We start from the raw sequence: 21788 nt of genomic DNA on the forward strand, positions 1-21788 counted from the left end.
GCGGAACGCGCGAAGGTGAAAGGAGCTAGGAGGTGGCTTGCTGCTATCGCTTGCGGAGCATTGACGTTGAGTCGTCGGCGCATTCACGCAATGGGGCGATGGTGCACAGTAGAGCCGGGGGAGGACCAACGACTTCGGAATGACGTGTCGAAGGTCGGTTAAGGGAAGGACTTTATTCCCTAACGTGCAGCGAGCCGCACTGTTAGCGGGCCACGAAGACCAGGGCCCGACCGAAGGGGCCCGTCCTTGCCCGGCGAGAGCCCATGACAGAATCACCTCTCATGGGTTCGGGGCTCTTGCTCTGGATCTAGTCGGTGACCGGGGTCTTCGGATTCGCGGGTCATGTGACGGCGGTGCCGGGCCGTAGGTTCCTACGCCATTGAGCGGCCTGGCACCGAAAAAGATCTCTGCGGGGTCCTAGTGGCCCATTGCTGCACCGCCATCGACGGGCAGTACGGCGCCCGTGATGTACGCGGCGTCATCGGATGCCAGGAAGCGCACGGCGGCGGCGATCTCATCGGGCTGACCGATGCGCCCCAGGGGAATCTGGTTCAGCATCTCAGCTCGCCGCTCTTCCGCGACGGCACCGCTCATGGCCGTGTCAGTGAGGCCGGGTGCAACGACATTGACGGTGATGCCCCGAGAGCCCAGTTCCCGGGCGAGGGACCGGGAGAAGCCGACGAGACCGGCCTTCGAGGCCGCGTAGTTCGCCTGTCCGGTTTCACCGCGCAGTGCGACCGCGGACGAAATGACAACGACGCGTCCCTTCCGGGCCCGAAGCATGCCCTTGCACGCCCGCTTGACCACCCGAAACGTGCCGGTGAGGTTGGCGTCGATGACGGTGGAGAAGTCCTCCTCCGACATGCGCAACAGGAGCTGGTCCCGCGTCACGCCGGCATTGGCCACCAGGACCTCCACCGGTCCCTGCTTCTCCTCGATCTCCTTGTACGCCTGCTCGACCTGCTCCGGGTCGGTGATGTCGCACTTCACGGCAAGAAAGCCGACGGGCGGCTCCCCGGACCTGTAAGTGATGGCGACACTGTCGCCAGCGGCGGCGAAGGCACGCGCAATGGCGAGGCCGATACCCCGGTTCCCCCCGGTGATGAAGACAGAACGGCTCACGCCGATGACTCCTTGCAGTAGTCCCGCTGTTGACTCCTACTTTGCCTGATTTTTTGACGCCTAGGTTGGAACTAAGTAGTTCCGGAACTGTTCGGTTCCGGTTAAGCCTGCACAGAGAGTGCTGGTGATCTTATCCGCCGCGCTTCGTAGTACTCATGAGTTAACATCGGATACTTGCCTCAGGCACCGACTGGAAATAAGTCGTTGAATGCCGAAGCATCTTGGGGGCTGAGCGATCATCGGAGATCGTCATGGCAGCCACCTCATTGATCTTTATGTACATGAGGGTGCGAAGTGAGAAACGAAGACCTGATAGCCGTCGGGCGGATGGTGAGACATTGGCGTGAGCGTGTGGATCCGGAAGACCTTCCAGGCTTCACCGCGCGGTACGGCCGGCGACGGGGCCGCGGGCTGACGCAGGAAGATGTCGGCCAGCTGACCGGCTTCTCCGCGCGCTGGTACAGCAACCTGGAACGGGGTGTACCCACGCCCTTCAGTGATGAGTTCCTGGACTGCGTGTCCCGGGTGCTGCGCCTCACCGAGGACGAGCGGCTGACGCTCTACACCTACACGGTGGGGAGGACCCCGCCGCCGGGCCCGCAGATGGACACCACCATCATCGGCCCGGCATTGGCCCAGTTCGTCCTCATGCAGCCCTACCCCTGCTACATCTCCGGGCCCGAATGGGACGTCCACATCCACAACAAAGCCGCTGCTCAGCAGTGGCGCTGGATGCCGCACGGCGACAACGTCATGCTGTGGGCTCTCACCCGGCAGGAGGCACGCCTTCAGCTCGTGGACTGGGAAACGACCTGGGCCCGCCCCATGGCGGCGCAACTGCACCTCGCCATGCGCGACGACCCGAACAACACCCGCCTTCGGGAGGTCGTGGATGAAGTGCGCAAGGACGACGTCGCACGGCGCATCTACGACGAGAGTCTCGCCAAGGTCCACCCGGATGGATCCCGGCGCAGGGTCTACCTGCCCCATCACCACGACAAGGAGTTCGAGGTCATCTTCCTCTGCTTCTCTCCTATGCGTGACCCGCGCTACCGCATGATGGCCGTCGTCCCTGCCGACGAATGCGACAACGAGCGGTTCGCGGTGCCTGTTCCGGGTCTCGTGCCCACGGCCAACTGAAGCTAGGAACGCCGGACACCCGCTTAGGGTGTCCGGCGTATCGGTGTGCCACTTCAGCGCCATCTCGGCTGCCGATTGTGACGTCGGTAACCGTCCTTGGTCCCCAGGGGCTACGCAAGTAGGTTGTGGCTACGTGAGGTTCATAGTATGTCCGCGGTTTTCCTCTCTGCGTTGACGCCGGACCTCGCGACTCTTCGTCATCTCGAAAAGGACTGGAATGGACCGCGACATCATCGTTCGAACCCGAGAGGACTGCATGGACGAGTTCTGGAACCTGGTGGCAGTACTCGCTGTGCAGTACGAAGACGAGCTGACTGCTCGCCAGGCCGTACCTACGCAGCCAGTGCCGGCTTGATCCGTGGCGGCGGGGAGGTCCACAGCGAGTAGACCTCGATCTTCCCTTCGGTGTCCTTCCCTGGGTAGACCCGGATCTCCCTGACCAACTTGCCTACAAGCTCTCGCCGATCTGCCTGCCCGGCCACGGAGTAGACCTCAAGGGCCGATGCAATCCGCTGCTGGTCCGGTCGCTCGATCACCTTCGGCACGTTCTTGACCTTGTCTTGCAGATCGGCGCTCTCCTTGAGGAGGGCGCCCTTCTGCGTTTCAAGCTCGGCCCGCTTGCGCCGTGCTGCATCCTTGGAGATCAGCTCCTCAAGGACCGCATCGGTCAGCTTGTCCTCCTCGCGGCGGATGTCCGTGAGCTGGGCCTCGATCTGACTCAACCGCTTCAGGAAGTCGCTGTTCTCGTCGCCCTGGGCGCGAATCTTTGCCATCCGTGCCGTGAGCTTCCTCGACGTCTCAGCATCCATGGTGGCTTCCTGTGCCAGCCACTTCTGGAACCATTTCTCAGCCACGGCGAGAGAAATGTAAACGCCGTTCACCGGACAGGACTTGTTGTCGATGTGGTTGGCGCAGCGGAAGGTGACGTCCAGCGGGTTCGGCAGGCCATCGATGAGCGGACGACGGTACTTCTTGTTCCGCAGGGCGGTCTGCATCCGTCCTCCGCATCCAAAGCACCGTAGAAGGCTCGACAGGGAGTAGCGGGCCTGGTTGGAGCTGAAGTGCTTGCTGCTCTGCATCATGCGGCGCTTCGTGTATGCGTCCCACAGCTTCTCGCACTCCACCGGGTCGTCGATGACGGCCTTGTGCGCGCCACCGTAGTAGAGGTATGCGGTGATGTCGCGCTGGCGGTTGACACGCTTCTTCTTCGTGCTGCCGTCCTCGCGGGTGATGACCTTGTGGCCGAGTTCGGGAATGAGGTAGCGCACGTAGCCGAGGCCGAAGCCGGTGTCGAGCGTGGCGTGGAGGTCGCCGGATGTCCAGGGCTTGCCGACGAACGTCGTGAAGCCGCGCCTGTTCAGGTTGGTGACGATCTTCCGGACCGATATGCCTGCTGCGTAGTCGCGGTACATCTGGGCCAGTACGGGGCCGGTTACCGGATCGACGTTCAGGATGCCAGGACGGCACCTTGGGCACGTTTCGAGCTTCTTGCCGAACTCCCACTTCGGGCAGGTGAGACAGCGGTAGTATCCGAACTTCCCGCGATTTGAGTGGGGAAGGCCCTTGTTCCTGCGGCGCTCGAACGTGTCGCGCCACATGTCGGCCTTCTGGTTCGACTCAAGCTCGGCAATGTTCAGCATCTGCGCGATGGCAAATCTGCCGATTGTGGTCTTGCCGTCGAAGTCTTCCTTCGCTGCGCGTACTTCGACGCCGTAGTCCATCAATGCGTCAAGGTGCTGAAGCGATTCGCGAAGGTTTCGGCCGAAGCGCGACCAGATCCAGAGGATCAGGACGTCGAACTCCTTGTCCCGAGCCATCTGCTTGATCTCTTCGATCTTGCGCTCTTCGAACTCTCGACCCGATTCACCGAGATCCATGATCGGCTCATGGATGACTTCGATGTCATTGGCGTCGGCCAGCGCCTGGGCGTGGCCCACTTGGAGTTCCGGGCTGATCATGTCAGCTCGTGCCTGCGATACGCGGACGTAGATGATTCCGCGCTTCCTGCGCTTGAAGGTCGCTGGAATGCCGTCAGTATCGGCGGGGCGCAGGCGTATTGGTGCAGGCGCAGGTACCACGGTGGTGCTCACGTCCTTGACGTTACGAGGGGAACTGATTTCTCCCTCGTCGCAGGACGCAAATCCCTAAGTACCGAGACTTAAATGATATCCGTAATGATCAATTCGCGGTCGTGGCGAAAGATCACTAGGCCGCGGTGCTGTAGTGCCTTTGCGATGCGACGAACATGGCCCCGCCGCCGCTGATCCGGCGCACCACCGTCATCCCGTGGCGCTCCGCGCCCTCCGGGTCCACCTCGTTGCGCAGCGACTGGAAGCTGCCGATGACCACCGCGGGGGAGCCCCACTCCCACACGCGCAGCGTCGGCGGCCGCCGCCCGGCCGCCACCTCGGCGGTGAGCACCTCGTCCAGCGCCATGTGCAGCGCGGGGGACTGGGGGCCGTCGTGGATCAGCTGCCACTCGTAGTCGGTCCAGTCCGTGGCCTGGGCCAGCGCGCGGCGCACCGCCACGCCCACCGCCTCGGAGGTGAAGCCGAACATCACCGTGCCCTCGGGCAGGGCCGCGTCGATGCGCGCCGCGAGCTGCGGGGCGGTCAGGTCGGCGGGCGCACCCTCCAGGGCCCGGTCGATGTCGAGGAGCGCCTCGTCGGGTTCGAGGAAGAAATCCCCGGCCACCCGTACGTCGCGCAGCAGCCCGTCCGCCACGTCCAGGTCGACGACGACGAGCTTGCCGCCCGGCACCTTGTATTCACCGTGCACGGCGCATCCTCCAGCTTGTTTTCCCCGGCCGGCCCGGCTGCCGGCGGCGGAATCAACCGTAACGCCGGGCCCTGCGCGGACGGCCCTCGGACGGACGGCCTGCGGATCCCCCGCAGGCGGTATTGCGCACCGGCGGGAGGATCTGCCTTCCTGGACGCCATGTTCACCACCCGGCCCACCCTGCAGGGCACCTTCGGCATGGTGTCGACCACCCACTGGCTGGCCTCGCAGTCCGCGATGGCCGTACTGGAGAGCGGCGGCAACGCCTTCGACGCCGCCGTCGCGGCCGGATTTGTCCTGCACGTCGTCGAGCCGCACATGAACGGCCCGGCCGGCGAGGTGCCCGCCGTGTTCGCGCCGGCGGGCGGCCCGGTGCAGGTGCTCTGCGGCCAGGGCCCGGCGCCCCGGGGCGCGACCATCGCGCACTACACGTCTCTCGGTCTCGACCTGGTCCCCGGCACCGGTCCGCTCGCGGCCGCCGTGCCGGGCGCGTTCGACGCCTGGATGCTGCTCCTGCGCGACCACGGCACCAAGCCGCTCGCCGACGTCCTCTCGTACGCCATCGGCTACGCCGAGCACGGCCACGCCCCCGTCGAGGCCATCGGCCGGACCGTGGCCACCGTCCGGAAGATCTTCGAGACGGAGTGGACGTCCTCCGCCGAGGTCTATCTGCCCGGCGGCCGCCCGCCGGCCCCCGGCACGCTCCTGCGCAACCCCGCGCTCGCGGCCACCTGGCGCCGCCTCCTCACCGAGGCCGAGGCCGGGACCAGGGGCGGCAGCCGGGAGCAGTGCATCGACGCGGCCCGCCGCGTCTGGCGCGAGGGCTTCGTCGCCGAGGAGCTGGTGGCGGCCGCGGCGCGCCCGACCCTCGACACCTCGGGCGAGCGCCACACCGCGCCCCTGACCGGCGACGACCTCGCGGACTTCCGCGCGGGCTACGAGGAGCCGGTGCGCCACGACTGGAACGGCTGGACCGTCTGCAAGCCCGGCCCCTGGTCCCAGGGCCCGGTCCTGCTCCAGCAGCTCGCCCTGCTCGACGGGCCGCCGGACTACGGCACCCCGGAGTACGTCCACACCCTCATCGAGGGCAGCAAGCTCGCCATGGCCGACCGCGAGGCCTGGTACGGGGACGCCGCCGACGTCCCGCTGAAGGCCCTGCTCTCCGAGGGTTACAACGCCGCCCGCCGCGCGCTGATCGGCGACCTCGCCTCGTACACCCTGCGCCCCGGCAGCCCCGAGGGCCGCAGCCCGCACCTGGCCCGGCACGTCGTCGCCGCGGCGGAGCGGACCGCCCCGGCCGCGGCGGGCGCGGGCGAGCCGACCGTCACCGTCAGCGGCGCGACCCGCGGCGACACCTGCCACCTCGACGTCGTCGACCGCTGGGGCAACATGATCTCCGCGACGCCCAGCGGCGGCTGGCTGCAGTCCAACCCCGTCGTCCCCGGGCTCGGCTTCCCGCTCGGCACCCGGCTGCAGATGGCCTGGCTCGAACCCGGGCTGCCGGGCTCCCTCGCTCCCGGGCGCCGCCCGCGCACCACCCTGACCCCGTCGCTGGCCCTGCGGGACGGCGAGCCCGTGCTCGCCTTCGGCACGCCCGGCGGCGACCAGCAGGACCAGTGGCAGCTGCACTTCTTCCTCGCCGTCGCCCTGCGCCCGCCCGTGCGCGGCGGCCTGGACCTGCAGGGTGCGATCGACGCGCCCAACTGGCACCAGGAGTCCTTCCCGGGCTCCTTCTACCCGCGCACCATGAGCCCCGGCGCGGTCGTCGTCGAGCGGCGGATGGGCGAGACGGCGATCGGGGAACTGCGCCGGAGGGGGCACCGGGTGACGGTGGGCGAGCCGTGGTCGGAGGGACGGCTGTGCGCGGTGGCGCGCGACCCGCGGACGGGCGTGCTGTCGGCGGCGGCCAATCCGCGCGGCATGCAGGGGTACGCGGTGGGCCGCTGACGGGGGCGGGCCGTGGGCCCGGAGGGGACGGCAGGGGCCTGCGTTCACCCGGCGGTCGTCCGGGGGACGCCGGCCCGCCACCGATTGTCGGTGGGGCATGGTTCGATGGACACATGCTCGAAGACTTTCTCGCAGGTGATCTGACCGACGTCGAGGAGGCGGTCCGCAAGGCGGCCGCCGCCGAGATCATGCCCCGCTTCCGGCAGCTCGCCGCGGACGAGATCGTCCAGAAGAACGGCCCGCACGACCTCGTCACCGTCGCCGACCGGCGCGCCGAGGAGCACCTCACCGCCGCCCTCACGGCCCTGCTGCCCGGCTCGGTCGTGGTCGGCGAGGAGGCGGTGCACGCGGATCCGGGCATCCTCGGCGCCGTCGGCGGCGATGTGCCCGTGTGGATCGTCGACCCGGTCGACGGCACCCGCCAGTTCGTGGGCGGCGACCCCGGCTTCGCGACCCTCGTCTGCCTCGCCCACCGCGGCGAGCTCCTCGCCTCCTGGACGTACGCGCCCGCGCTCGACCTGATGGCCGTCGCCCGCCGCGGCGCCGGGGCCCGGCTGGGCGGCGAGCCGCTGAGCGCCGGCTCGCCCGCCCCGGGCAAGGTCCTGGAAGTGGCGATCTCCCACTACGACTTCACCGACGACGAGCAGAAGCGCGTCCTGTCGGCGCTCTCCACGGAGGGCGTCGCGCCGCGCCCCTGCGGCTCGGCCGGCCTGGAGTACCTCAACGTGGCGCGGGGCGTCATCGACGGCCTCGCCTTCTCCTGGGAGAACCCCTGGGACCACGCCGCCGGGCTGCTGCTGGTCGCCGAGGCGGGCGGGGCGAGCGGGACCCTCGCCGGGGAGCCCTTCCGCATAGCCGGCGGCAACGCCCTCCCCTTCGCGGCGGCGCGGGACGAGGCGACGCTCCGTCATATCCTGGACCTGCTGGCGTCCGCCGGCTGATCCCGAGGACGAGGGGAGTGGCGTCCGGTGCCGACCATGCTCGACGCTGTCGTCGTAGGTGCCGGGCCCAACGGGCTCACCGCCGCCGTGGAGCTGGCCCGGCGCGGGCTGTCGGTGGAGGTCTTCGAGGCCGCCGACGCCATCGGCGGCGGCGCGCGGACCGAGGAGCTCACGCTCCCCGGCTTCCGGCACGACCCGTGCTCCGCCGTGCACCCGCTCGGCGCGGGCTCGCCCGCCTTCGCCGCGATGCCGCTCGACCGCCACGGCCTGGAGTGGGTGCACCCCGGGCTGCCCATGGCGCACCCCTTCCCCGACGGCACGGCCGCGGTCCTCGCCCGCAGCGTGGGGGAGACTGCGCACTCCCTCGGGCCGCGCGACGCCGGGGCGTACCGGCGCCTCGTCGAGCCCTTCCACGGCAGGTGGGAGACGCTCGCGGCCGACTTCCTGCGCACCCAGTGGGACGGCCTTCCGAGCGATCCGCTCCTCTACGCCCGCTTCGGCCTGGCCGGGGGGCAACCCGCGTCCCTGCTGACCCGCCGCTTCCGGGGCGAGAAGGCGCCCGCCCTGTTCGCCGGCCTCGCCGCGCACGGCATCGGCCCCCTCACCGGCATCGGCACCGGCGGCATGGCGCTGGTCTTCGCGCTGGCCGCGCACGCAGGCGGCTGGCCGGTGCCGCGCGGCGGCTCGCAGGCCATCGCCGACGCCCTGGCCTCGTACCTGCGCGCGTGCGGCGGCACCGTGCACACCGGCTTCGAGGTCAAGCGCCTGGACGATCTGCCGCCCGCCCGCGCCTACGTCTTCGACACCTCGCCCACCGCCCTCGCCCGGATCGCGGACCTCGGCAACGCCTACCGCGGCTACCGCTACGGCCCCAGCGTCTTCAAGATCGACTACGCGCTGTCGGGCCCCGTGCCGTGGACGGCGCAGGAGGCCCGCCGCGCCGGCACGGTCCACATCGGCCCGACGTACGGCGAGATCGACGCCGCACTGGACGCGGCGCTCCAGGGCCGCGACCCCTCGGTGCCGTTCCTCATCACCGCCCAGCCCAGCCTCGCCGACCCCACCCGCGCGCCCGAAGGCAAGCACACCTTCTGGGTGTACGGGCACGTGCCGAGCGGCTGGGAGGGCGATGCCACCGAGGTGATTGAGCGTCAGATCGAGCGCTTCGCCCCCGGCTTCCGCGACCTCGTCCTGGCCCGCGCCACGGCCGGCCCCCCGCAGCTGGCCGCCCGCAACGCCAACTACGTGGGCGGCGACTTCGCCATCGGCTCCGTGGCGGGCCTGCGCCTGATCATCCGGCCCAAGCTCGCCCGCGTGCCCTACGCCACGTCCCACCCGGCCGTCTTCCTGTGCTCCTCCGCCACCCCGCCGGGCCCCGGCGTCCACGGCATGTGCGGGCACCACGCGGCGAAGGCGGTGTGGCGGAGCCTGCGCACACGATAGGCGCGCACCGTACGGGCCGGGGACGCCGGACCGGCCGGGAACCGCTCAGGCGGCGCCCGGCAGGTCCGCCAGGATCCCGTTCCGTACGGCGACGGCGTCGGTCCCCAGCTTCCGCAGGACGCCGCCCGTCACCTTGTCGTCCGGGTCGAGGATGCCCAGGAGGACGTGTTCCGCGCCGATGTGGCGTTCCTCGCGAGCCAGGGCCTCACGCAGGGAACGTTCCAGGGCCTTCTTCGCGCGGGGCGTGAAGGGGATGTGGCCCTGCCGGCCGGCTTCGCTCCGGCGGCGGCCGAACGGCGGGATCCGCCGCCGCTCCTCCGGCGGACCGGGCCGGTCCAGGGCCCCCGGCCCGAACGTGCCCTCGGCCTGCGCCCGTACGGCTTCCAGATCGATGCCGAAGGCCCGCAGCGCCTCCGCGTCGTCCGTACCGAGGGCTCCGGCGGGCGCGACCGCGCTCCGGCACGTCTCGGGCGTGATGCCGAAGCGGGCCAGCGTGGCGACTCCCGGTGCTCCGTCCTGCATGAGGACGCCGAGCAGCAGGTGTTCGCTGCCGATCCACGGATGGCCCAGCGTGCGGGCCTCCTCCTGCGCCTGTACTACGGCGACACGTGCATCCCGGGTGAACCGTTCGAACATGCCTACCTCCTGGCGTGTTTCTTGTGCACTGCCTGCCTGCTGACTCCGAGCGCGGCCCCGATCTCCTCCCAGGACCAGCCCTGCCGGCGCGCGCTGTCGACCTGCAGCGCCTCCAGGCGCTCGACGAGCCGTCGCAGCGCGGCGACGGCGCGCAGCCCCACATGGGGATCGCTGTCCATGGCGGCCTCGGTGGTGCCGACCGCGTCCTTCGCATCCGTTCCGGCCATGCTGTCAACTTTGGATGACAAGCAGGGAGGGTGTCAACCGTTGTTGACGGATGGGTCGTGGGCTTCCGGCGGAGTGTCAGACGTCAGGCATCAGGCAGGTGTCAGGCAGGTGCCAGGCATCAGGCAGGCGCCGGGCGTCAGCCGTCCTTCAGCGGGCGCTTGTAGTAGCTCCACGGGAAGTAGCCGCCGACCTCGATCCAGCCGTCCGCCTCCATGCGCCGCCGGCGCCCGGCGACCGCGAGCGGGACGCGGCGGTACTCCCACTGCCGGTCGGACGCCACCACCGCGTGGTACAGCGGGCCGAAGTCGACCAGCTCCCAGCGGTCCAGGCCCGCTTCGGCGAGGGCGGCCATCTCGTTGAACGCGGTCAGCGGGGTGAGGACCCGGCGCTCGGGCGAGGCTTCGGGGACGGCGCTGCCCTTGGCGGCGAAGCGCTGCTGCGCGGCCTGCCGGCTCACGCCCAGCAGGCGGCCGATGGTGTCCCAGCTGTGCCCCGCGGCCCGGGCGCCCTGCACGGCCTCGCGCAGCAGCCGGCTCGTCTCCTCGGCGCCGGTCCGGGTGGCGGCCACCAGGCGGAGATAGCCCAGCGGGTCGTGCTCCAGGGACTCGGTGAGCCCTTCGGGAGCGCCGAGTACGGCGCTCGCGATGCCCTCGCGGATGCGGGTTTCCTCTTCCGGGGTGAGCGGTGTCGCCTCGTTCATCGCCGCTCACCGCCGTGGAGCGGCTCAAGGGCGTCCAGGGCCGCCGCGTCGCGCTGCCGCTGCTCGTCGTCGGCGGTGCTCTGCGTGCGTGACGCCCCGAAGAGGGCGCCCATGGCGGCGGTGAGGACGAGCTCGGCGCCGATCAGCGCGATGAACGCCGGGGTGCCGAGGTCCTTGGCGAGCCCCAGGGCGAGCGTGATCAGGGCGATGGTGCAAATCACCAGCGCGAGGGCGGTGTTGGCAGGGGTGGACGGAGGGGCGGCCGGCCGCCGCGGCGAATCGATCATGGTGTCAACCTTTCCTTGACGCCGCCCCTTTGTCAACTTTTCCTTGACGCCGCTCCGCCCGGCCGGAGCGGGCTATCCCGCGGCGATCCGCTCCAGCAGCGCCAGGAGCGCCGTCCCGATCGGCTCGCGCACCAGCTCGTCGGCCCGGTCGTCGTACGGCGTCGGCTCCGCGTTGACGATGATCAGCCGCGCGCCGTGGTCGGCCGCCAGCCCCGCCAGCGACGCGGCGGGATGCACCTGCAGGCTCGTGCCGACGGCGATGAAGACCTCGCACGCCTTGGTCACGGCCACCGCCTCGCCCAGCACCGCCGGGTCCAGGCCCTCGCCGAACATGACCGTCGCCGACTTGAGAATGCCTCCGCACGCCTCGCACGCCGGATCCGGATCGCCGGCCGCCACCCGCTCCAGGGCCGCCCCCATGCCGGAGCGGACCTTGCAGCGGGTGCACTGCACGGCCCGTGCCGAGCCGTGCAGTTCGAGGACCTTGCGCTCCGGCATCCCCGCCATCTGGTGCAGCCCGTCGACGTTCTGCGTGATGACGCGCACGGGGACGCCCGACTGCTCCAGGCGCACCACCGCCTCGTGCGCGGCGTTCGGCCGGGCGCGGAGCGCGGGCCCGTCGCGCCGCATCCGCCACGACCGGCGCCGGATCTCCGGGTCGGACATGTAGTACGTGTACGTGACGAGCTTCTCGGCCTCCGGGTCGCGGCGCCATAGCCCGTCGGGGCCGCGGTAGTCCGGGATGCCGGAGTCCGTGGAGATCCCGGCGCCGCTGAGGATCGCCACCAAAGGGCGTTTCTTGGCCGTGTTCATGGCGCGAGCGTAGGCAGGTCGGCGCGGGCCCGGCGACGGGTTTTCCTGTGGATCTGTCGATATTTCGAGCCCTTTGTTGGATGCCGGAGAGCCAATCACCGATCTGGTGATTTGTCGACTTTTTCATGCGTCATTCCAATGGCGTCGTTTTGTATGTCCGCGGCTCCTTCGCGCGGGTGAATGCGGAGGCGGCATCCGGGCCAAGGGCCGGACTCGCCTCGCCGGTGTGCGTCCGTGGCTGTGTTCCTGTGCCATTCCGGGTCCTTGGGAGTGAAGGGAGCGATATGTCGCTAATGCAGAGGCGGGCCGGGGTCTTCGTGGCCGGGCGCGGTGTCGTCGTGCTGGGGGTGCTGTTCGCGTTCTGCGCGTCGGCGGGCGCGGGGGCGTCCGCCGACGGCGGAGGCGCGGGCGGCGGAGTTCCGGGTGAAGTGATCTCGCGGGTCGGTCAGAAGGTGCGCAAGAGTCCTGCGATCTCTGCGCCCGCCGTCGGCAGTTACAAGCCCGGGGCGCATGTGCTCATCGCATGTCAGGCCGCCGGGGGACGGGTGGACGGGGACGGTCTCTGGTACCGGCTGGCCGACGGGCGGGGGTGGCTGAGCGCCCGCTACGTTCACGTGTCCGGATTCGTCCCCGTCTGCAAGAGCGGCGGCGGGAGCCCCGGCGGGCCGGCGGGTCCGAAGGGGGAACCGGCCGGTCAGAAGGGACAGAAGGGCGGCCCCGGGCAGAAGGGTGATCCCGGGCAGAAGGGCGGCCCCGGCCCGTCGGCTCCCACGGCTCCCACGGGTCCCGCAGGGTCGCAGGATCCGAAGGAGGTGCCGGGTGCCGCCACGGGGCCTGCCGGAATCGTGGGGCCGACGACCCTGCCCGCTCCCGTGGGGGGTGGCAAGGGCGGCCCCGGCTCTCCCGGATCCGCCAAACCCGGCAGGCCGGCCAGGCCCGCCGTGGCGGCCAAGCCCACCGGCGCCGCCAAGCCTTCCGTGCCCGTCAAGCCCGCCGGCGCAGCCAGGCCCACCCCTCCTGCCAAGCCCGCCGGCGCTGCAGGCCAGGCCGCCCCCGCGATCCTGCCGGACGTCCCCGGCGCCGCCGGCCGGATGCAGGCCGTCGCCCGCGACTACACCGTCCCGCCGAGGTCCCTGCGCCAGCTGCTGAGGAGCCCCACGTGCCCCGACGGCACGCGGATCGCCGGAGGCGGCTACTTCCAGCCCGGCGGCCGGATCGGCGGAGTGGAGACGGTCGACGCGTACCCCAGCGTCACCGGGAACGTCTATCTGGTGGGCGTGAACAACACGAGCCCCACCGCCGTCGGCCTGAGGGTCTTCGCGGTCTGCCAGCCGGTGGCCTGACCTGCCGGGCAGGGGAGCGGTGGCGGCCCGCCCGGTATGGTGGGCCGCCTCGCGACGGGGGCCGCGCGCCCACCCCGCGTCCCCGGCCTCGCGAAAATAATTGACCCTCAGGTCAAAAAATCATACGGTCTCCCCATGGGAAGACCCAAGCAGTTCGACCCGGACGTGGCCGTCGGCAAGGCCATGGACGTCTTCTGGCGCAAGGGCTACGCGGCCACCACGCCACAGGACCTCGTCGACGAGCTCGGCATCGGCAAGGGCAGCCTCTACAACGCCTTCGGCAGCAAGCACGCCCTGTTCGAGCGCGCGCTGGAGCGCTACCGCGACACCCAGTCGCTGGCGCTGGTGGAACTGCTCGACCAGCCGGGCCCCGTCCGGCCGCTGCTGCGCTCCGCGATGGAGCTGCTGATCGAGACCGATCTGGGCCCGTCCGGCCGCCGCGGGTGCTTCGCCGTCAACACCGCCACCGAACTCGGCGGCAGGGACGAAGTCTCCACCGGCCTCGTACAGCGCATGTTCGAGCGCACCGAGGGCGCCTTCAGGGAGGCCGTCGAGCGCGGGCAGCGCACGGGGGAGTTCGCTCCGGACCGGGATGCGGACGCGGCGGCGAGCCTGCTGCTCGCGACGCTCGTCGGCATGCGGGTCATCGCCCGGGCCCAGGGCGGCCGGGAGCGGCTGGGCCGGATCGTGGACGCGGCGCTCGCCGCGCTCTGACCGGCCGTGGCGCGATGGCCGCGCCGTGCCCGGCATGCACCCCCGCTCAGTCGTACCCATATTTTGTACCTATAGGTAAAGAAAGAAGCGTGCGTCATGGATCTCCACCTCACCGGCAAGACCGCCCTCGTCACCGGGGCGAGCCGCGGCATCGGCCTCGCCACCGTCCGTTCCCTCGCCGCCGAGGGCGTACGGGTCGTCGGCGCCGCCCGTACGATCACCCCCGAGCTGAAGGAGGCCGCCACCGCGGCCGTCTCCGTGGACCTCAGCACGCCCGACGGCGCGCGCACGCTCGTCGAGCAGGCGCGCGCCGCGCTCGGCGACGGGATCGACCTGCTGGTCAACAACGTCGGCGGCGGCGACGAGGTCGTCCTCGGCGGGTTCCTCGACGCCGACGACGCCCAGTTCCAGGCGAACCTCGACCTCAACTTCCTCAGCGCCGTCCGCGTCAGCCGCGCCGCCCTGCCGTCCCTGGTGGAGCGGCGCGGGTCCGTCGTCAACGTCTCCTCGGTCAACGCGCGGCTCCCCGCCGCCGGCCCCGTCGCGTACAGCGTGGCCAAGGCGGCGCTCACCGCCTTCGGCAAGTCCCTGTCCGAGGAGTTCGGGCCGAAGGGCGTACGCGTCAACACCGTCTCGCCGGGCGTGGTCCGCACCGCGATCTGGGAGGACCCGGACGGGTTCGGCGGCAAGGTGGCCGCCGCGGCCGGCGTCGACCACGCCGAGTTCCTTAAGCAGCTCCCCGAGCGGTTCGGCATGGCCAGCCCCCGGATCACCGAGCCCGGCGAGGTCGCGGCGCTCATCACCTTCCTGCTCTCCGACGTGGCGGCCAACATCACCGGCGCCGACCACGTCATCGACGGCGGCACGGTGAAGACCGTCTAGCCCCGCGACGTCTCCAGCCCCGCGACGTCCGGCCCCGCCCCGTCTAGCCCCGCGCCCCGCCGCCGCCCTGTGCATCGTCGTCGCGGTCGCGGTCGCGGACGCCCTCCGCGACCCGGCGCAGCCGCGGGTGGCGCACCGGGCCCGGGGCCCGCTCCTCCATCGCATCGCCGACCATCGTCCGCAGCGCGTCCCGCAGCCCGTGCATCGCGTGGTGACGGGCCGGGCCCGCGCCCGGGTCCTCGCGCAGCTCCGTCATCAGCGACCAGCACAGCGCCAGCATCACCAGCACGAACGGCAGCGCGACCAGGATCGTCGCCGACTGCAGCGACTGCAGCCCGCCGGCCACCAGCAGGACCGCCGCGACCGCCGCCATCAGCACCCCCCACGTCACCACCAGCCAGGTGCGCGGGTGCAGCGCGCCGCGGCTGGAGAGCGAGCCCATCACCAGGGACGCGGAGTCGGCGCTGGTGATGAAGTACGTCATCACCAGCGCCATCGCGATCCACGAGGTGAGCGTTTCCACGGGCAGGGTGTCCAGGAGGGCGAACAAGGACGCCTCCGCGCCGTCCTTGACGGTCCCGGCCATGTCGGCCGCGCCCGTCATGTCCAGCCGCAGCGCGCTCCCGCCCATCACGCAGAACCACACCACCGTCGCCCCGCTGGGCACGAGCAGCACGCCGACGAGGAACTCGCGGATCGTCCGCCCGCGCGAGATCCGGGCGATGAACGTGCCCACGAACGGCGCCCACGACAGCCACCACGCCCAGTAGAAGATCGTCCACGCGCCGAGCCACTTCGAGTCGGTGAAGGCGCCCGTACGGGTCGCGAGCGTCAGCAGGTCGTGCAGATAGCCGCCGGTGGCCGCGGGGATGGTGTTGAGGACGAAGACGGTGGGGCCGAGGAGGAAGACGAAGAGCATCAGGCAGGCGGCCAGCGCGATGTTGAGCGTGCTGAGCCACTTCACGCCCTTGTGCAGCCCGGAGAAGGCCGACAGCACGAACGCGGCCGACAGCCCGCCGATGATCACCAGCTCCAGGGTCGTGCTGTCCTTCACGCCCGTCGTGATGTTGAGCCCTTTGGACACCTGCAGGGCGCCCAGGCCGAGGCTGGTCGCCGTGCCGAACACGGTCGCGAAGACCGCGAGCAGGTCGATGACCCGGCCCGGCCAGCCCGCCGCCCGCTCCTCGCCGAGCAGCGGCACGAAGGCCGAGCTCAGCCGGTTGCCGCGGCCCTTGCGGAAGCCGGCGTAGGCGAGCGCGAGGCCGGCCATGCCGTAGATCGCCCACGGGTGCAGGGTCCAGTGGAAGAACGAGTACTCCAGCGCGGTGCGGGCCGCCGCGGGCGTGTTCGCCGTGATGCCGCTGCCCGGCGGCGGGGAGACGAAGTGCAGGAGCGGCTCGCCGACGCCGTAGAACATCAGGCCGATGCCCATGCCCGCGCTGAACATCATCGCGATCCACGCGAGATTGCCGAACTCGGGCCGGTCGTCGTCCCGGCCGAGCCGGATCCGGCCGAAGCGGCTGACGGCGATGACCACGCACAGGGCGAGGAAGACGTCGGCGGCGATGACGAACAGCCAGGCGAAGTTGGACAGCACCCAGTTCAGCGCGGACTTCGTCACGTGGTCGAAGGAGTGCTTGCCGAGCGCCGCCCACGCGACGACCGCGAGCACCGCGGCGCCGCCGATCGCGACCAGCGCCGCGTCCGGGGGCTCCTCCCCGCCGCCCGCGGCGGCAGGGGAGTGCGGGTCGGCCGGATCGCGTGCATCGGTGCTCATGACGCCCCACTATGGCCGGAAGAGTACGGAATCGGGCGGACTGGCACGCCGCGCGCGGCCATGGGCAACGGCGGATCCGCCCCGGTAGGGTCCAGGCGGCACGGCCGGGCTCGACGCGAGGGGTGGCGCGCAATGACGGACGCCGTACGGGTGCTGATCGCCGCGGACAAGTTCAAGGGGTCTCTGACGGCCGCCGAGGTCGCCCGGCACCTCGCCGCCGGGCTGCGGCGGGGCGCGGACGCCGCCGGTAGGCCGCTCGCCGTCACGGCGCTGCCCGTCGCGGACGGCGGGGACGGCACGGTCGACGCGGCGGTCGCCGCCGGCTTCGAACGCCGCGAGGTGCGGGTGACGGGGCCGGTGGGGGCGCCGGTCACCGCCGCGTTCGCGCTGCGCGGCGGCACCGCGGTCGTGGAGATGGCCGAGGCGTCCGGCCTGCGGCGGCTGCCCGGCGGGGTCCCCGCGCCGCTGACGGCCACGACGTACGGGACCGGCGAGCTCGTGCGGGCGGCGCTCGACGCGGGGGCCCGCACGGTGATCCTCGGCATCGGCGGCAGTGCCGGCACGGACGGCGGGGCCGGGATGCTCAGCGCGCTCGGTGCGCGCCTCCTCGACGCCTCCGGTACGCCGGTCGGCCCCGGCGGCGCGGCCCTGGCCGCTCTCGCCACGGCCGACCTCTCCGGCCTCGACCCGCGGCTGCGCACGGCCGGGCTGGTCCTCGCGAGCGACGTCCGCAACCCCCTGACCGGCCCGGCGGGCGCCGCGGCCGTCTACGGCCCGCAGAAGGGCGCCGGCGCGGACGACGTGGCCGTGCTGGACGCCGCGCTCGCGCACTACGCCGCCGTGCTCGACGGCGGCGCGCTCGCGGGCGCGCCCGGCGCGGGTGCGGCGGGCGGGCTCGGGTACGGGGCGCTGGCCGGGCTCGGTGCGGTCTTCCGGCTCGGCATCGAGGTCATGCTCGACGTCCTCGGCTTCGCCGGGGCCCTGGCCGACGCGGACCTCGTGATCACGGGCGAGGGCTCCCTGGACGCCCAGACCCTGCACGGCAAGGCGCCCGCGGGGGTGGCCGCGGCGGCCCGTGAGCGGGGGGTCCCGGTCGTGGCGGTCTGCGGCCGCCTGGCCCTGGAGAGCTCCGCGCTCCAGGGCGCGGGCATCGGGCGTGCCTACGCCCTGACGGACCTGGAGCCGGACACGGAGCGCTGCATGGCCCTTGCCGGGCCTTTGCTGGAACGCCTCGCGGAACGGATCGCAGGGGACTGCCTCCCGTAGGCACGGCCGGTACGGCCCGTGGGTACGGCACCGCCGGGCACCTCCGGTGGGGGTTGAGCACCGCGGCGGCGGATTCTCTGCCTGCGGCAGAGGCATGGAGCCGGCCGAGGGGCCCGGGTCTCGCCTCACCGCGCATGACCGGCCCGCGCGGCGAGGGACGGCGGGGTCGAGAGGCCTCGCCTCTCACTCCCGCCGCAACGGCGCGCAACCCCCACCAAAGGTGCCCGGCGGTGCCAGTCCGCCTCAGGTCCCGGACGGGCACCACGTATGGCTGCCCCCGCCCCCGCGAGGCGAGGGCACCGGAAAACGCCGAGTGGGTGGTCCCGCACTTCGAGGTTCGGGACCACCCACTCGTGGTCACCCCGCGACGCAGTCGCTACGGCAGTCGCTACGGCAGCTGCGTCGCCCTCGCCTCGCGGCGGTTGTCGCGGAACGTGTTCACCCGGCGCGCCGTGGCGAACAGGGGGATCACCGCGCCCAGGACCACCTGGAGCGCACAGCCCGTCTGGAGCAGGAGCTCACCGCCGGGCGCGTCGAAGGCCCAGGCCGCCAGCAGGCCCATGCTGAGCACGATCCAGCTGAGCATCGCCACCGCGAGGCGCCCCCGCGGCTTCGGGTACTCGACACGGCTCACCATCAGCCACGCCACGCCCACGATCGCCAGCAGCGTCGGGACGAAGGGCAGCTCCAGCAGCACGATCGAGACGACCGTGAGCGCCCCGAAGGGGCTCGGCATGCCCTGGAAGATGCCGTCCCGCAGCTGGACGCACGAGAAGCGCGCCAGTCTCAGGACGACCGCCAGCAGGACCACCACGGCCGCCACGGCCGACACCCGCTGGTGGGCGTCGTCGGCGACCATGCCCCACACGACCACGAAGTACGCCGGGGCGAGCCCGAAGCTGATCAGGTCCGAGAGGTTGTCCAGCTCCGCGCCCATCGCCGAGCTGCGCAGCTTGCGCGCCACGAGCCCGTCGAAGAGGTCGAAGACCGACGCCAGCAGCATCAGTATCACCGCGGTGGCCGCGCTGTGGCGGGCCATGCCGCCGTCCTCGTTCCCCGTGAGGTGGGGGATGAGGACGCCGGTGGTGGTGAAGTACACCGCCATGAACCCGCAGATCGCGTTACCCAGCGTGAGCGTGTCCGCTATTGAGAGCCGGGTGGACAGCGGCATGACCTCCGCGTCCTCGGCCTCGTCCGCCTCGGGCACCCAGGATGCCTCTTGATCAATCACGGTCAAGGCGTGTCACCCCCGCCGTGGTCTTCTGCCCGACCTCCACCGCGACCTCGACGCCCTCCGGGAGGTAGATGTCGACGCGCGAGCCGAAGCGGATCAGACCGATGCGCTCGCCCTGCTCCACCTTGGTGTCCGCGGTGAGGTAGGGCACGATGCGCCGGGCGACGGCGCCGGCGATCTGCACCATCTCGATGTCGCCGAGCTCGGTGTCGAAGTGCCAGACGACGCGCTCGTTGTTCTCGCTCTCCTTGTTGAACGCGGGAACGAAGCCGCCGGGGATGTGCTCCACCGACGTCACGGTGCCGGCCAGCGGGGCCCGGTTGACGTGGACGTTCAGCGGGCTCATGAAGATGGCGACGCGGGTGCGGCCGTCCTTCCACGGCATGATGCTCTGCACCACGCCGTCGGCCGGGGAGATGACCCGGCCCTGGGCGATCTCGCGCTCGGGGTCGCGGAAGAACCACAGCATGCCCGCCGCGAGCGCGGTGGTGGGCACGGCCAGCGCGGCCCAGCGCCCGGAGCGGCGGGCACGGGTGAGGCTGACCGCCGCCGTGGCGACGGTCGGAAGAAGCCACGGCGATGCTCCGCGCGCGAGGCGTACGCCGGCGAGGCTGTCGCGATGTGCAGAGGAAGAGCTGTGGGGCATGGGTGACCTTCGTAGCGGAGGGGGCCGCGAAACGATTGGGGGACGGCGGCTTTCCGGGGATGCTATCGGTTGCGACCGGCAACTGGCTAAGCGCCAGGGCCAGTAGATGGCCGAACTCCGATGACTGGGTGTGATCTTCTTCTCGGTCAAATCACCCCTAATCGGAATATTTATCCCTGGATCCGGTACTCCTCGAGTAGCCGGCGGCCGATGATCATTTTCTGGATCTCTGCCGTCCCTTCACCGATGAGCAGCATGGGAGCCTCTCGGTAGAGGCGCTCGATCTCGTACTCCTTGGAGAACCCGTATCCGCCGTGGATACGGAAAGCGTCCTCCACCACCTCCTTGCAGTACTCGGAGGCCAGGTACTTGGCCATTCCGGCCTCGAGATCGTTGCGCCGGCCCGAGTCCTTCTTCCGGGCCGCATTCACCATCATCGCATGCGCGGCTTCGACCTTTGTCCCCATTTCGGCAAGTTTGAACTGGATGGCCTGGTGTTGCGCGATGGGTTTTCCGAAGGTGTGCCGCTGCTGCGCATAGGCCACACCGAGCTCAAAGGCGCGCTGGGCGACACCGCAGCCACGCGCTGCGACATTGACCCGGCCCACCTCGACGCCGTCCATCATCTGGTAGAAGCCCCGGCCGGTGACCCCGCCGAGCACCCGGTCGGCCGGAACCCGCAGGCCGTCCATGATCAGCTCGGTGGTGTCGACGCCCTTGTAGCCCATTTTGTCGATCTTTCCGGGGATGGTCAGCCCCGGCTTGACCTCGCCGAACCCCGGCTCCTTCTCGATCAGGAAGGTGGTCATCGACTTGTGCGGAGGGGTCCCCTCGGGGTGGCCCTCGTCCGTCCGGCACAACACCGCCACCAGCGTGGACGTGCCGCCGTTGGTCAGCCACATCTTCTGGCCGTTGAGGACGTACACGTCGCCGTCGCGCACGCCCTTCGATGTGATTGCCGACACATCCGAGCCCAGGCCCGGCTCCGACATCGAGAAGGCGCCCCGGATATCGCCCGCCGCCATCTTTGGCAGGAAATAGTCCTTCTGTTCCCGGGTGCCGTGCTGCTTGATCATGTAGGCGACGATGAAGTGGGTGTTGATGATCCCCGACACGCTCATCCAGCCCCGGGCGATCTCCTCGACGCACAGCGCGTATGTGAGAAGGGACTCACCCAGGCCGCCGTACTCCTCGGGGATCATCAGGCCGAAGACCCCGAGTTCCTTCAGCCCCTCGACGATCCGGGTGGGGTACTCGTCACGGTGCTCCAGCTCCGTGGCCACCGGGATGATTTCCTTGTCGACGAAGTCACGGACCGTCGACAGGATTTCCTGCTGGACGTCCGTCAGCCCGTCGGTCTGCGCCAGGCGGCCCATCTCACTTCTCCCGGATGATCGGCTCGGGGCGGCCGGGCTGCTCCCCGCCGCGCTCCTCGATGTACGTGGCGGTGGGCACCATCACCTTGCGCCGGAAGGTGCAGACCACGGTGCCGTCCTGCTTGTAGCCGATGGTCTCGACGTGGACGATCCCGCGGTCGCTCTTCGACTTCGACGGCGTCTTGCCGAGCACCTTCGTCTCGCCGTAGATGGTGTCGCCGTGGAAGGTCGGCGCGATGTGCTTGAGCGACTCCACCTCCAGGTTGGCGATGGCCTTGCCCGAGACGTCCGGGACGGACATGCCCAGCAGCAGGGAGTAGACATAGTTGCCGACCACGACATTCTTGCCGAAATCGGTCGTCTTCTCGGCGTAGTTGCCGTCCATGTGCAGCGGGTGGTGGTTCATGGTCAGCAGACAGAACAAATGGTCGTCGTACTCGGTGACGGTCTTTCCGGGCCAATGCTTGTAGACGTCACCGACGGTGAACTCTTCGTAAGTCCGGCCGAACTGCATC

20 protein-coding genes and 1 pseudogene are annotated in these 21788 nt (G+C 70.6%); 8 read left to right on the plus strand and 13 right to left on the minus strand.

Features of this window, described 5'->3' with window-relative positions; translation table 11 throughout:
• Window positions 1-417 precede the first annotated feature (417 nt).
• Window positions 418-1122, minus strand: a complete 705-nt coding sequence (gene fabG, locus IE241_RS02520) for a 3-oxoacyl-ACP reductase FabG (RefSeq protein ID WP_190019888.1) — start codon at window positions 1120-1122, stop codon at window positions 418-420.
• 327 nt (window positions 1123-1449) lie between these two features.
• Between fabG and IE241_RS02525 the strand changes: the two genes are divergently transcribed.
• Window positions 1450-2262, plus strand: a complete 813-nt coding sequence (locus tag IE241_RS02525) for a helix-turn-helix domain-containing protein (RefSeq protein ID WP_268254344.1) — start codon at window positions 1450-1452, stop codon at window positions 2260-2262.
• A 332-nt stretch (window positions 2263-2594) separates the two neighbouring features.
• Here the strand turns inward: IE241_RS02525 and IE241_RS02530 are convergent, their stop codons facing one another.
• Window positions 2595-4352 (minus strand): recombinase family protein, encoded by a 1758-nt coding sequence (locus IE241_RS02530; RefSeq protein ID WP_190019890.1) that lies wholly within the window; start codon window positions 4350-4352, stop codon window positions 2595-2597.
• 148 nt (window positions 4353-4500) lie between these two features.
• Window positions 4501-5040, minus strand: a pseudogene (gene lplB / locus IE241_RS02535) (lipoate-protein ligase small subunit); the annotation flags it as partial.
• A 159-nt stretch (window positions 5041-5199) separates the two neighbouring features.
• Between lplB and IE241_RS02540 the strand changes: the two are divergent.
• From IE241_RS02540 to IE241_RS02550, 3 genes are all read left to right on the plus strand, one after another.
• Window positions 5200-6987, plus strand: coding sequence for a gamma-glutamyltransferase family protein (locus IE241_RS02540; protein ID WP_190019891.1), 1788 nt, complete (start codon window positions 5200-5202; stop codon window positions 6985-6987).
• Window positions 6988-7100: 113 nt separating this feature from the next.
• Window positions 7101-7928 carry an inositol monophosphatase family protein gene (locus tag IE241_RS02545; RefSeq protein WP_190019892.1) on the plus strand — a complete coding sequence of 276 codons (828 nt, stop codon included), beginning with the start codon at window positions 7101-7103 and terminating at the stop codon, window positions 7926-7928.
• A 36-nt stretch (window positions 7929-7964) separates the two neighbouring features.
• Complete coding sequence (locus IE241_RS02550; RefSeq protein ID WP_190019893.1) at window positions 7965-9371, plus strand: phytoene desaturase family protein; 1407 nt, start codon at window positions 7965-7967, stop codon at window positions 9369-9371.
• A 45-nt stretch (window positions 9372-9416) separates the two neighbouring features.
• Here the strand turns inward: IE241_RS02550 and IE241_RS02555 are convergent, their stop codons facing one another.
• The 5 genes from IE241_RS02555 to IE241_RS02575 all read right to left on the minus strand — a co-directional run bounded on the left by IE241_RS02555 (window position 9417) and on the right by IE241_RS02575 (window position 12035).
• Window positions 9417-10007 carry a Clp protease N-terminal domain-containing protein gene (locus tag IE241_RS02555; protein WP_190019894.1) on the minus strand — a complete coding sequence of 197 codons (591 nt, stop codon included), beginning with the start codon at window positions 10005-10007 and terminating at the stop codon, window positions 9417-9419.
• 2 nt (window positions 10008-10009) lie between these two features.
• Complete coding sequence (locus IE241_RS02560; protein WP_058042480.1) at window positions 10010-10234, minus strand: helix-turn-helix domain-containing protein; 225 nt, start codon at window positions 10232-10234, stop codon at window positions 10010-10012.
• A 137-nt stretch (window positions 10235-10371) separates the two neighbouring features.
• Window positions 10372-10935, minus strand: a complete 564-nt coding sequence (locus IE241_RS02565; protein ID WP_229898695.1) for a hypothetical protein — start codon at window positions 10933-10935, stop codon at window positions 10372-10374.
• The gene (locus IE241_RS02570; RefSeq protein WP_190019895.1) at window positions 10932-11222 is read right to left on the minus strand and encodes a hypothetical protein; all 291 of its coding nucleotides are present in this window, start codon (window positions 11220-11222) and stop codon (window positions 10932-10934) included. Before IE241_RS02570 ends, IE241_RS02565 begins: the two co-directional genes overlap by 4 nt.
• A gap of 72 nt (window positions 11223-11294) precedes the next feature.
• Window positions 11295-12035, minus strand: a complete 741-nt coding sequence (locus tag IE241_RS02575; RefSeq protein WP_190019896.1) for an SIR2 family NAD-dependent protein deacylase — start codon at window positions 12033-12035, stop codon at window positions 11295-11297.
• Window positions 12036-12319: 284 nt separating this feature from the next.
• Here IE241_RS02575 and IE241_RS34580 point away from each other — a divergent pair, with 284 nt between their 5' ends.
• The 3 genes from IE241_RS34580 (at window position 12320) to IE241_RS02590 (ending at window position 14974) form a co-directional block, all read left to right on the plus strand.
• Window positions 12320-13378 carry a hypothetical protein gene (locus IE241_RS34580; RefSeq protein ID WP_190019897.1) on the plus strand — a complete coding sequence of 353 codons (1059 nt, stop codon included), beginning with the start codon at window positions 12320-12322 and terminating at the stop codon, window positions 13376-13378.
• 135 nt (window positions 13379-13513) lie between these two features.
• The gene (locus tag IE241_RS02585) at window positions 13514-14092 is read left to right on the plus strand and encodes a TetR/AcrR family transcriptional regulator (protein WP_190019898.1); all 579 of its coding nucleotides are present in this window, start codon (window positions 13514-13516) and stop codon (window positions 14090-14092) included.
• 96 nt (window positions 14093-14188) lie between these two features.
• Window positions 14189-14974, plus strand: coding sequence for an oxidoreductase (locus IE241_RS02590; RefSeq protein WP_190019899.1), 786 nt, complete (start codon window positions 14189-14191; stop codon window positions 14972-14974).
• Window positions 14975-15017: 43 nt separating this feature from the next.
• Here IE241_RS02590 and IE241_RS02595 read toward each other — a convergent pair whose 3' ends face one another.
• A complete protein-coding gene (locus tag IE241_RS02595; protein WP_190019900.1) occupies window positions 15018-16751 on the minus strand; it encodes a BCCT family transporter in 1734 nt (577 codons plus the stop codon).
• A 132-nt stretch (window positions 16752-16883) separates the two neighbouring features.
• Here IE241_RS02595 and IE241_RS02600 point away from each other — a divergent pair, with 132 nt between their 5' ends.
• The gene (locus IE241_RS02600; protein ID WP_229898697.1) at window positions 16884-18017 is read left to right on the plus strand and encodes a glycerate kinase; all 1134 of its coding nucleotides are present in this window, start codon (window positions 16884-16886) and stop codon (window positions 18015-18017) included.
• Window positions 18018-18405: 388 nt separating this feature from the next.
• On the opposite strand, the gene pssA is transcribed toward IE241_RS02600, so the two are convergent.
• The 4 genes from pssA to IE241_RS02620 form a co-directional block, all read right to left on the minus strand.
• Window positions 18406-19254 (minus strand): CDP-diacylglycerol--serine O-phosphatidyltransferase, encoded by an 849-nt coding sequence (gene pssA / locus IE241_RS02605; protein ID WP_190019902.1) that lies wholly within the window; start codon window positions 19252-19254, stop codon window positions 18406-18408.
• The gene (locus IE241_RS02610; protein WP_190019903.1) at window positions 19241-19897 is read right to left on the minus strand and encodes a phosphatidylserine decarboxylase; all 657 of its coding nucleotides are present in this window, start codon (window positions 19895-19897) and stop codon (window positions 19241-19243) included. The genes pssA and IE241_RS02610 overlap by 14 nt, the downstream gene beginning before the upstream one ends.
• 170 nt (window positions 19898-20067) lie before the next feature.
• Window positions 20068-21273 (minus strand): acyl-CoA dehydrogenase family protein, encoded by a 1206-nt coding sequence (locus tag IE241_RS02615; protein WP_190019904.1) that lies wholly within the window; start codon window positions 21271-21273, stop codon window positions 20068-20070.
• 1 nt (window position 21274) lies between these two features.
• Window positions 21275-21787: a MaoC family dehydratase gene (locus IE241_RS02620; protein ID WP_058042491.1), complete on the minus strand. Its 513-nt coding sequence runs from the start codon at window positions 21785-21787 to the stop codon at window positions 21275-21277.
• Window position 21788: the final 1 nt, after the last annotated feature.

The organism is Streptomyces hiroshimensis (genome assembly GCF_014650335.1).
Taxonomy (GTDB): Bacteria; Actinomycetota; Actinomycetes; order Streptomycetales; family Streptomycetaceae; genus Streptomyces; species Streptomyces hiroshimensis.

Bases quoted from the DNA above. Each gene is read 5' to 3' on its own strand.
- IE241_RS02550 (WP_190019893.1), top strand. From the start codon at position 7,965: ATGCTCGACGCTGTCGTCGTAGGTGCCGGGCCCAACGGGCTCACCGCC.
- IE241_RS02615 (WP_190019904.1), bottom strand. From the start codon at position 21,273: ATGGGCCGCCTGGCGCAGACCGACGGGCTGACGGACGTCCAGCAGGAA.
- IE241_RS02585 (WP_190019898.1), top strand. From the start codon at position 13,514: ATGGGAAGACCCAAGCAGTTCGACCCGGACGTGGCCGTCGGCAAGGCC.
- IE241_RS02595 (WP_190019900.1), bottom strand. From the start codon at position 16,751: ATGAGCACCGATGCACGCGATCCGGCCGACCCGCACTCCCCTGCCGCC.
- IE241_RS34580 (WP_190019897.1), top strand. From the start codon at position 12,320: ATGTCGCTAATGCAGAGGCGGGCCGGGGTCTTCGTGGCCGGGCGCGGT.
- IE241_RS02575 (WP_190019896.1), bottom strand. From the start codon at position 12,035: ATGAACACGGCCAAGAAACGCCCTTTGGTGGCGATCCTCAGCGGCGCC.
- IE241_RS02620 (WP_058042491.1), bottom strand. From the start codon at position 21,787: ATGCAGTTCGGCCGGACTTACGAAGAGTTCACCGTCGGTGACGTCTAC.
- IE241_RS02600 (WP_229898697.1), top strand. From the start codon at position 16,884: ATGACGGACGCCGTACGGGTGCTGATCGCCGCGGACAAGTTCAAGGGG.
- IE241_RS02525 (WP_268254344.1), top strand. From the start codon at position 1,450: ATGGTGAGACATTGGCGTGAGCGTGTGGATCCGGAAGACCTTCCAGGC.
- IE241_RS02570 (WP_190019895.1), bottom strand. From the start codon at position 11,222: ATGATCGATTCGCCGCGGCGGCCGGCCGCCCCTCCGTCCACCCCTGCC.
- IE241_RS02610 (WP_190019903.1), bottom strand. From the start codon at position 19,897: ATGCCCCACAGCTCTTCCTCTGCACATCGCGACAGCCTCGCCGGCGTA.
- IE241_RS02565 (WP_229898695.1), bottom strand. From the start codon at position 10,935: ATGAACGAGGCGACACCGCTCACCCCGGAAGAGGAAACCCGCATCCGC.
- IE241_RS02540 (WP_190019891.1), top strand. From the start codon at position 5,200: ATGTTCACCACCCGGCCCACCCTGCAGGGCACCTTCGGCATGGTGTCG.
- IE241_RS02545 (WP_190019892.1), top strand. From the start codon at position 7,101: ATGCTCGAAGACTTTCTCGCAGGTGATCTGACCGACGTCGAGGAGGCG.
- IE241_RS02590 (WP_190019899.1), top strand. From the start codon at position 14,189: ATGGATCTCCACCTCACCGGCAAGACCGCCCTCGTCACCGGGGCGAGC.
- IE241_RS02555 (WP_190019894.1), bottom strand. From the start codon at position 10,007: ATGTTCGAACGGTTCACCCGGGATGCACGTGTCGCCGTAGTACAGGCG.
- IE241_RS02560 (WP_058042480.1), bottom strand. From the start codon at position 10,234: ATGGCCGGAACGGATGCGAAGGACGCGGTCGGCACCACCGAGGCCGCC.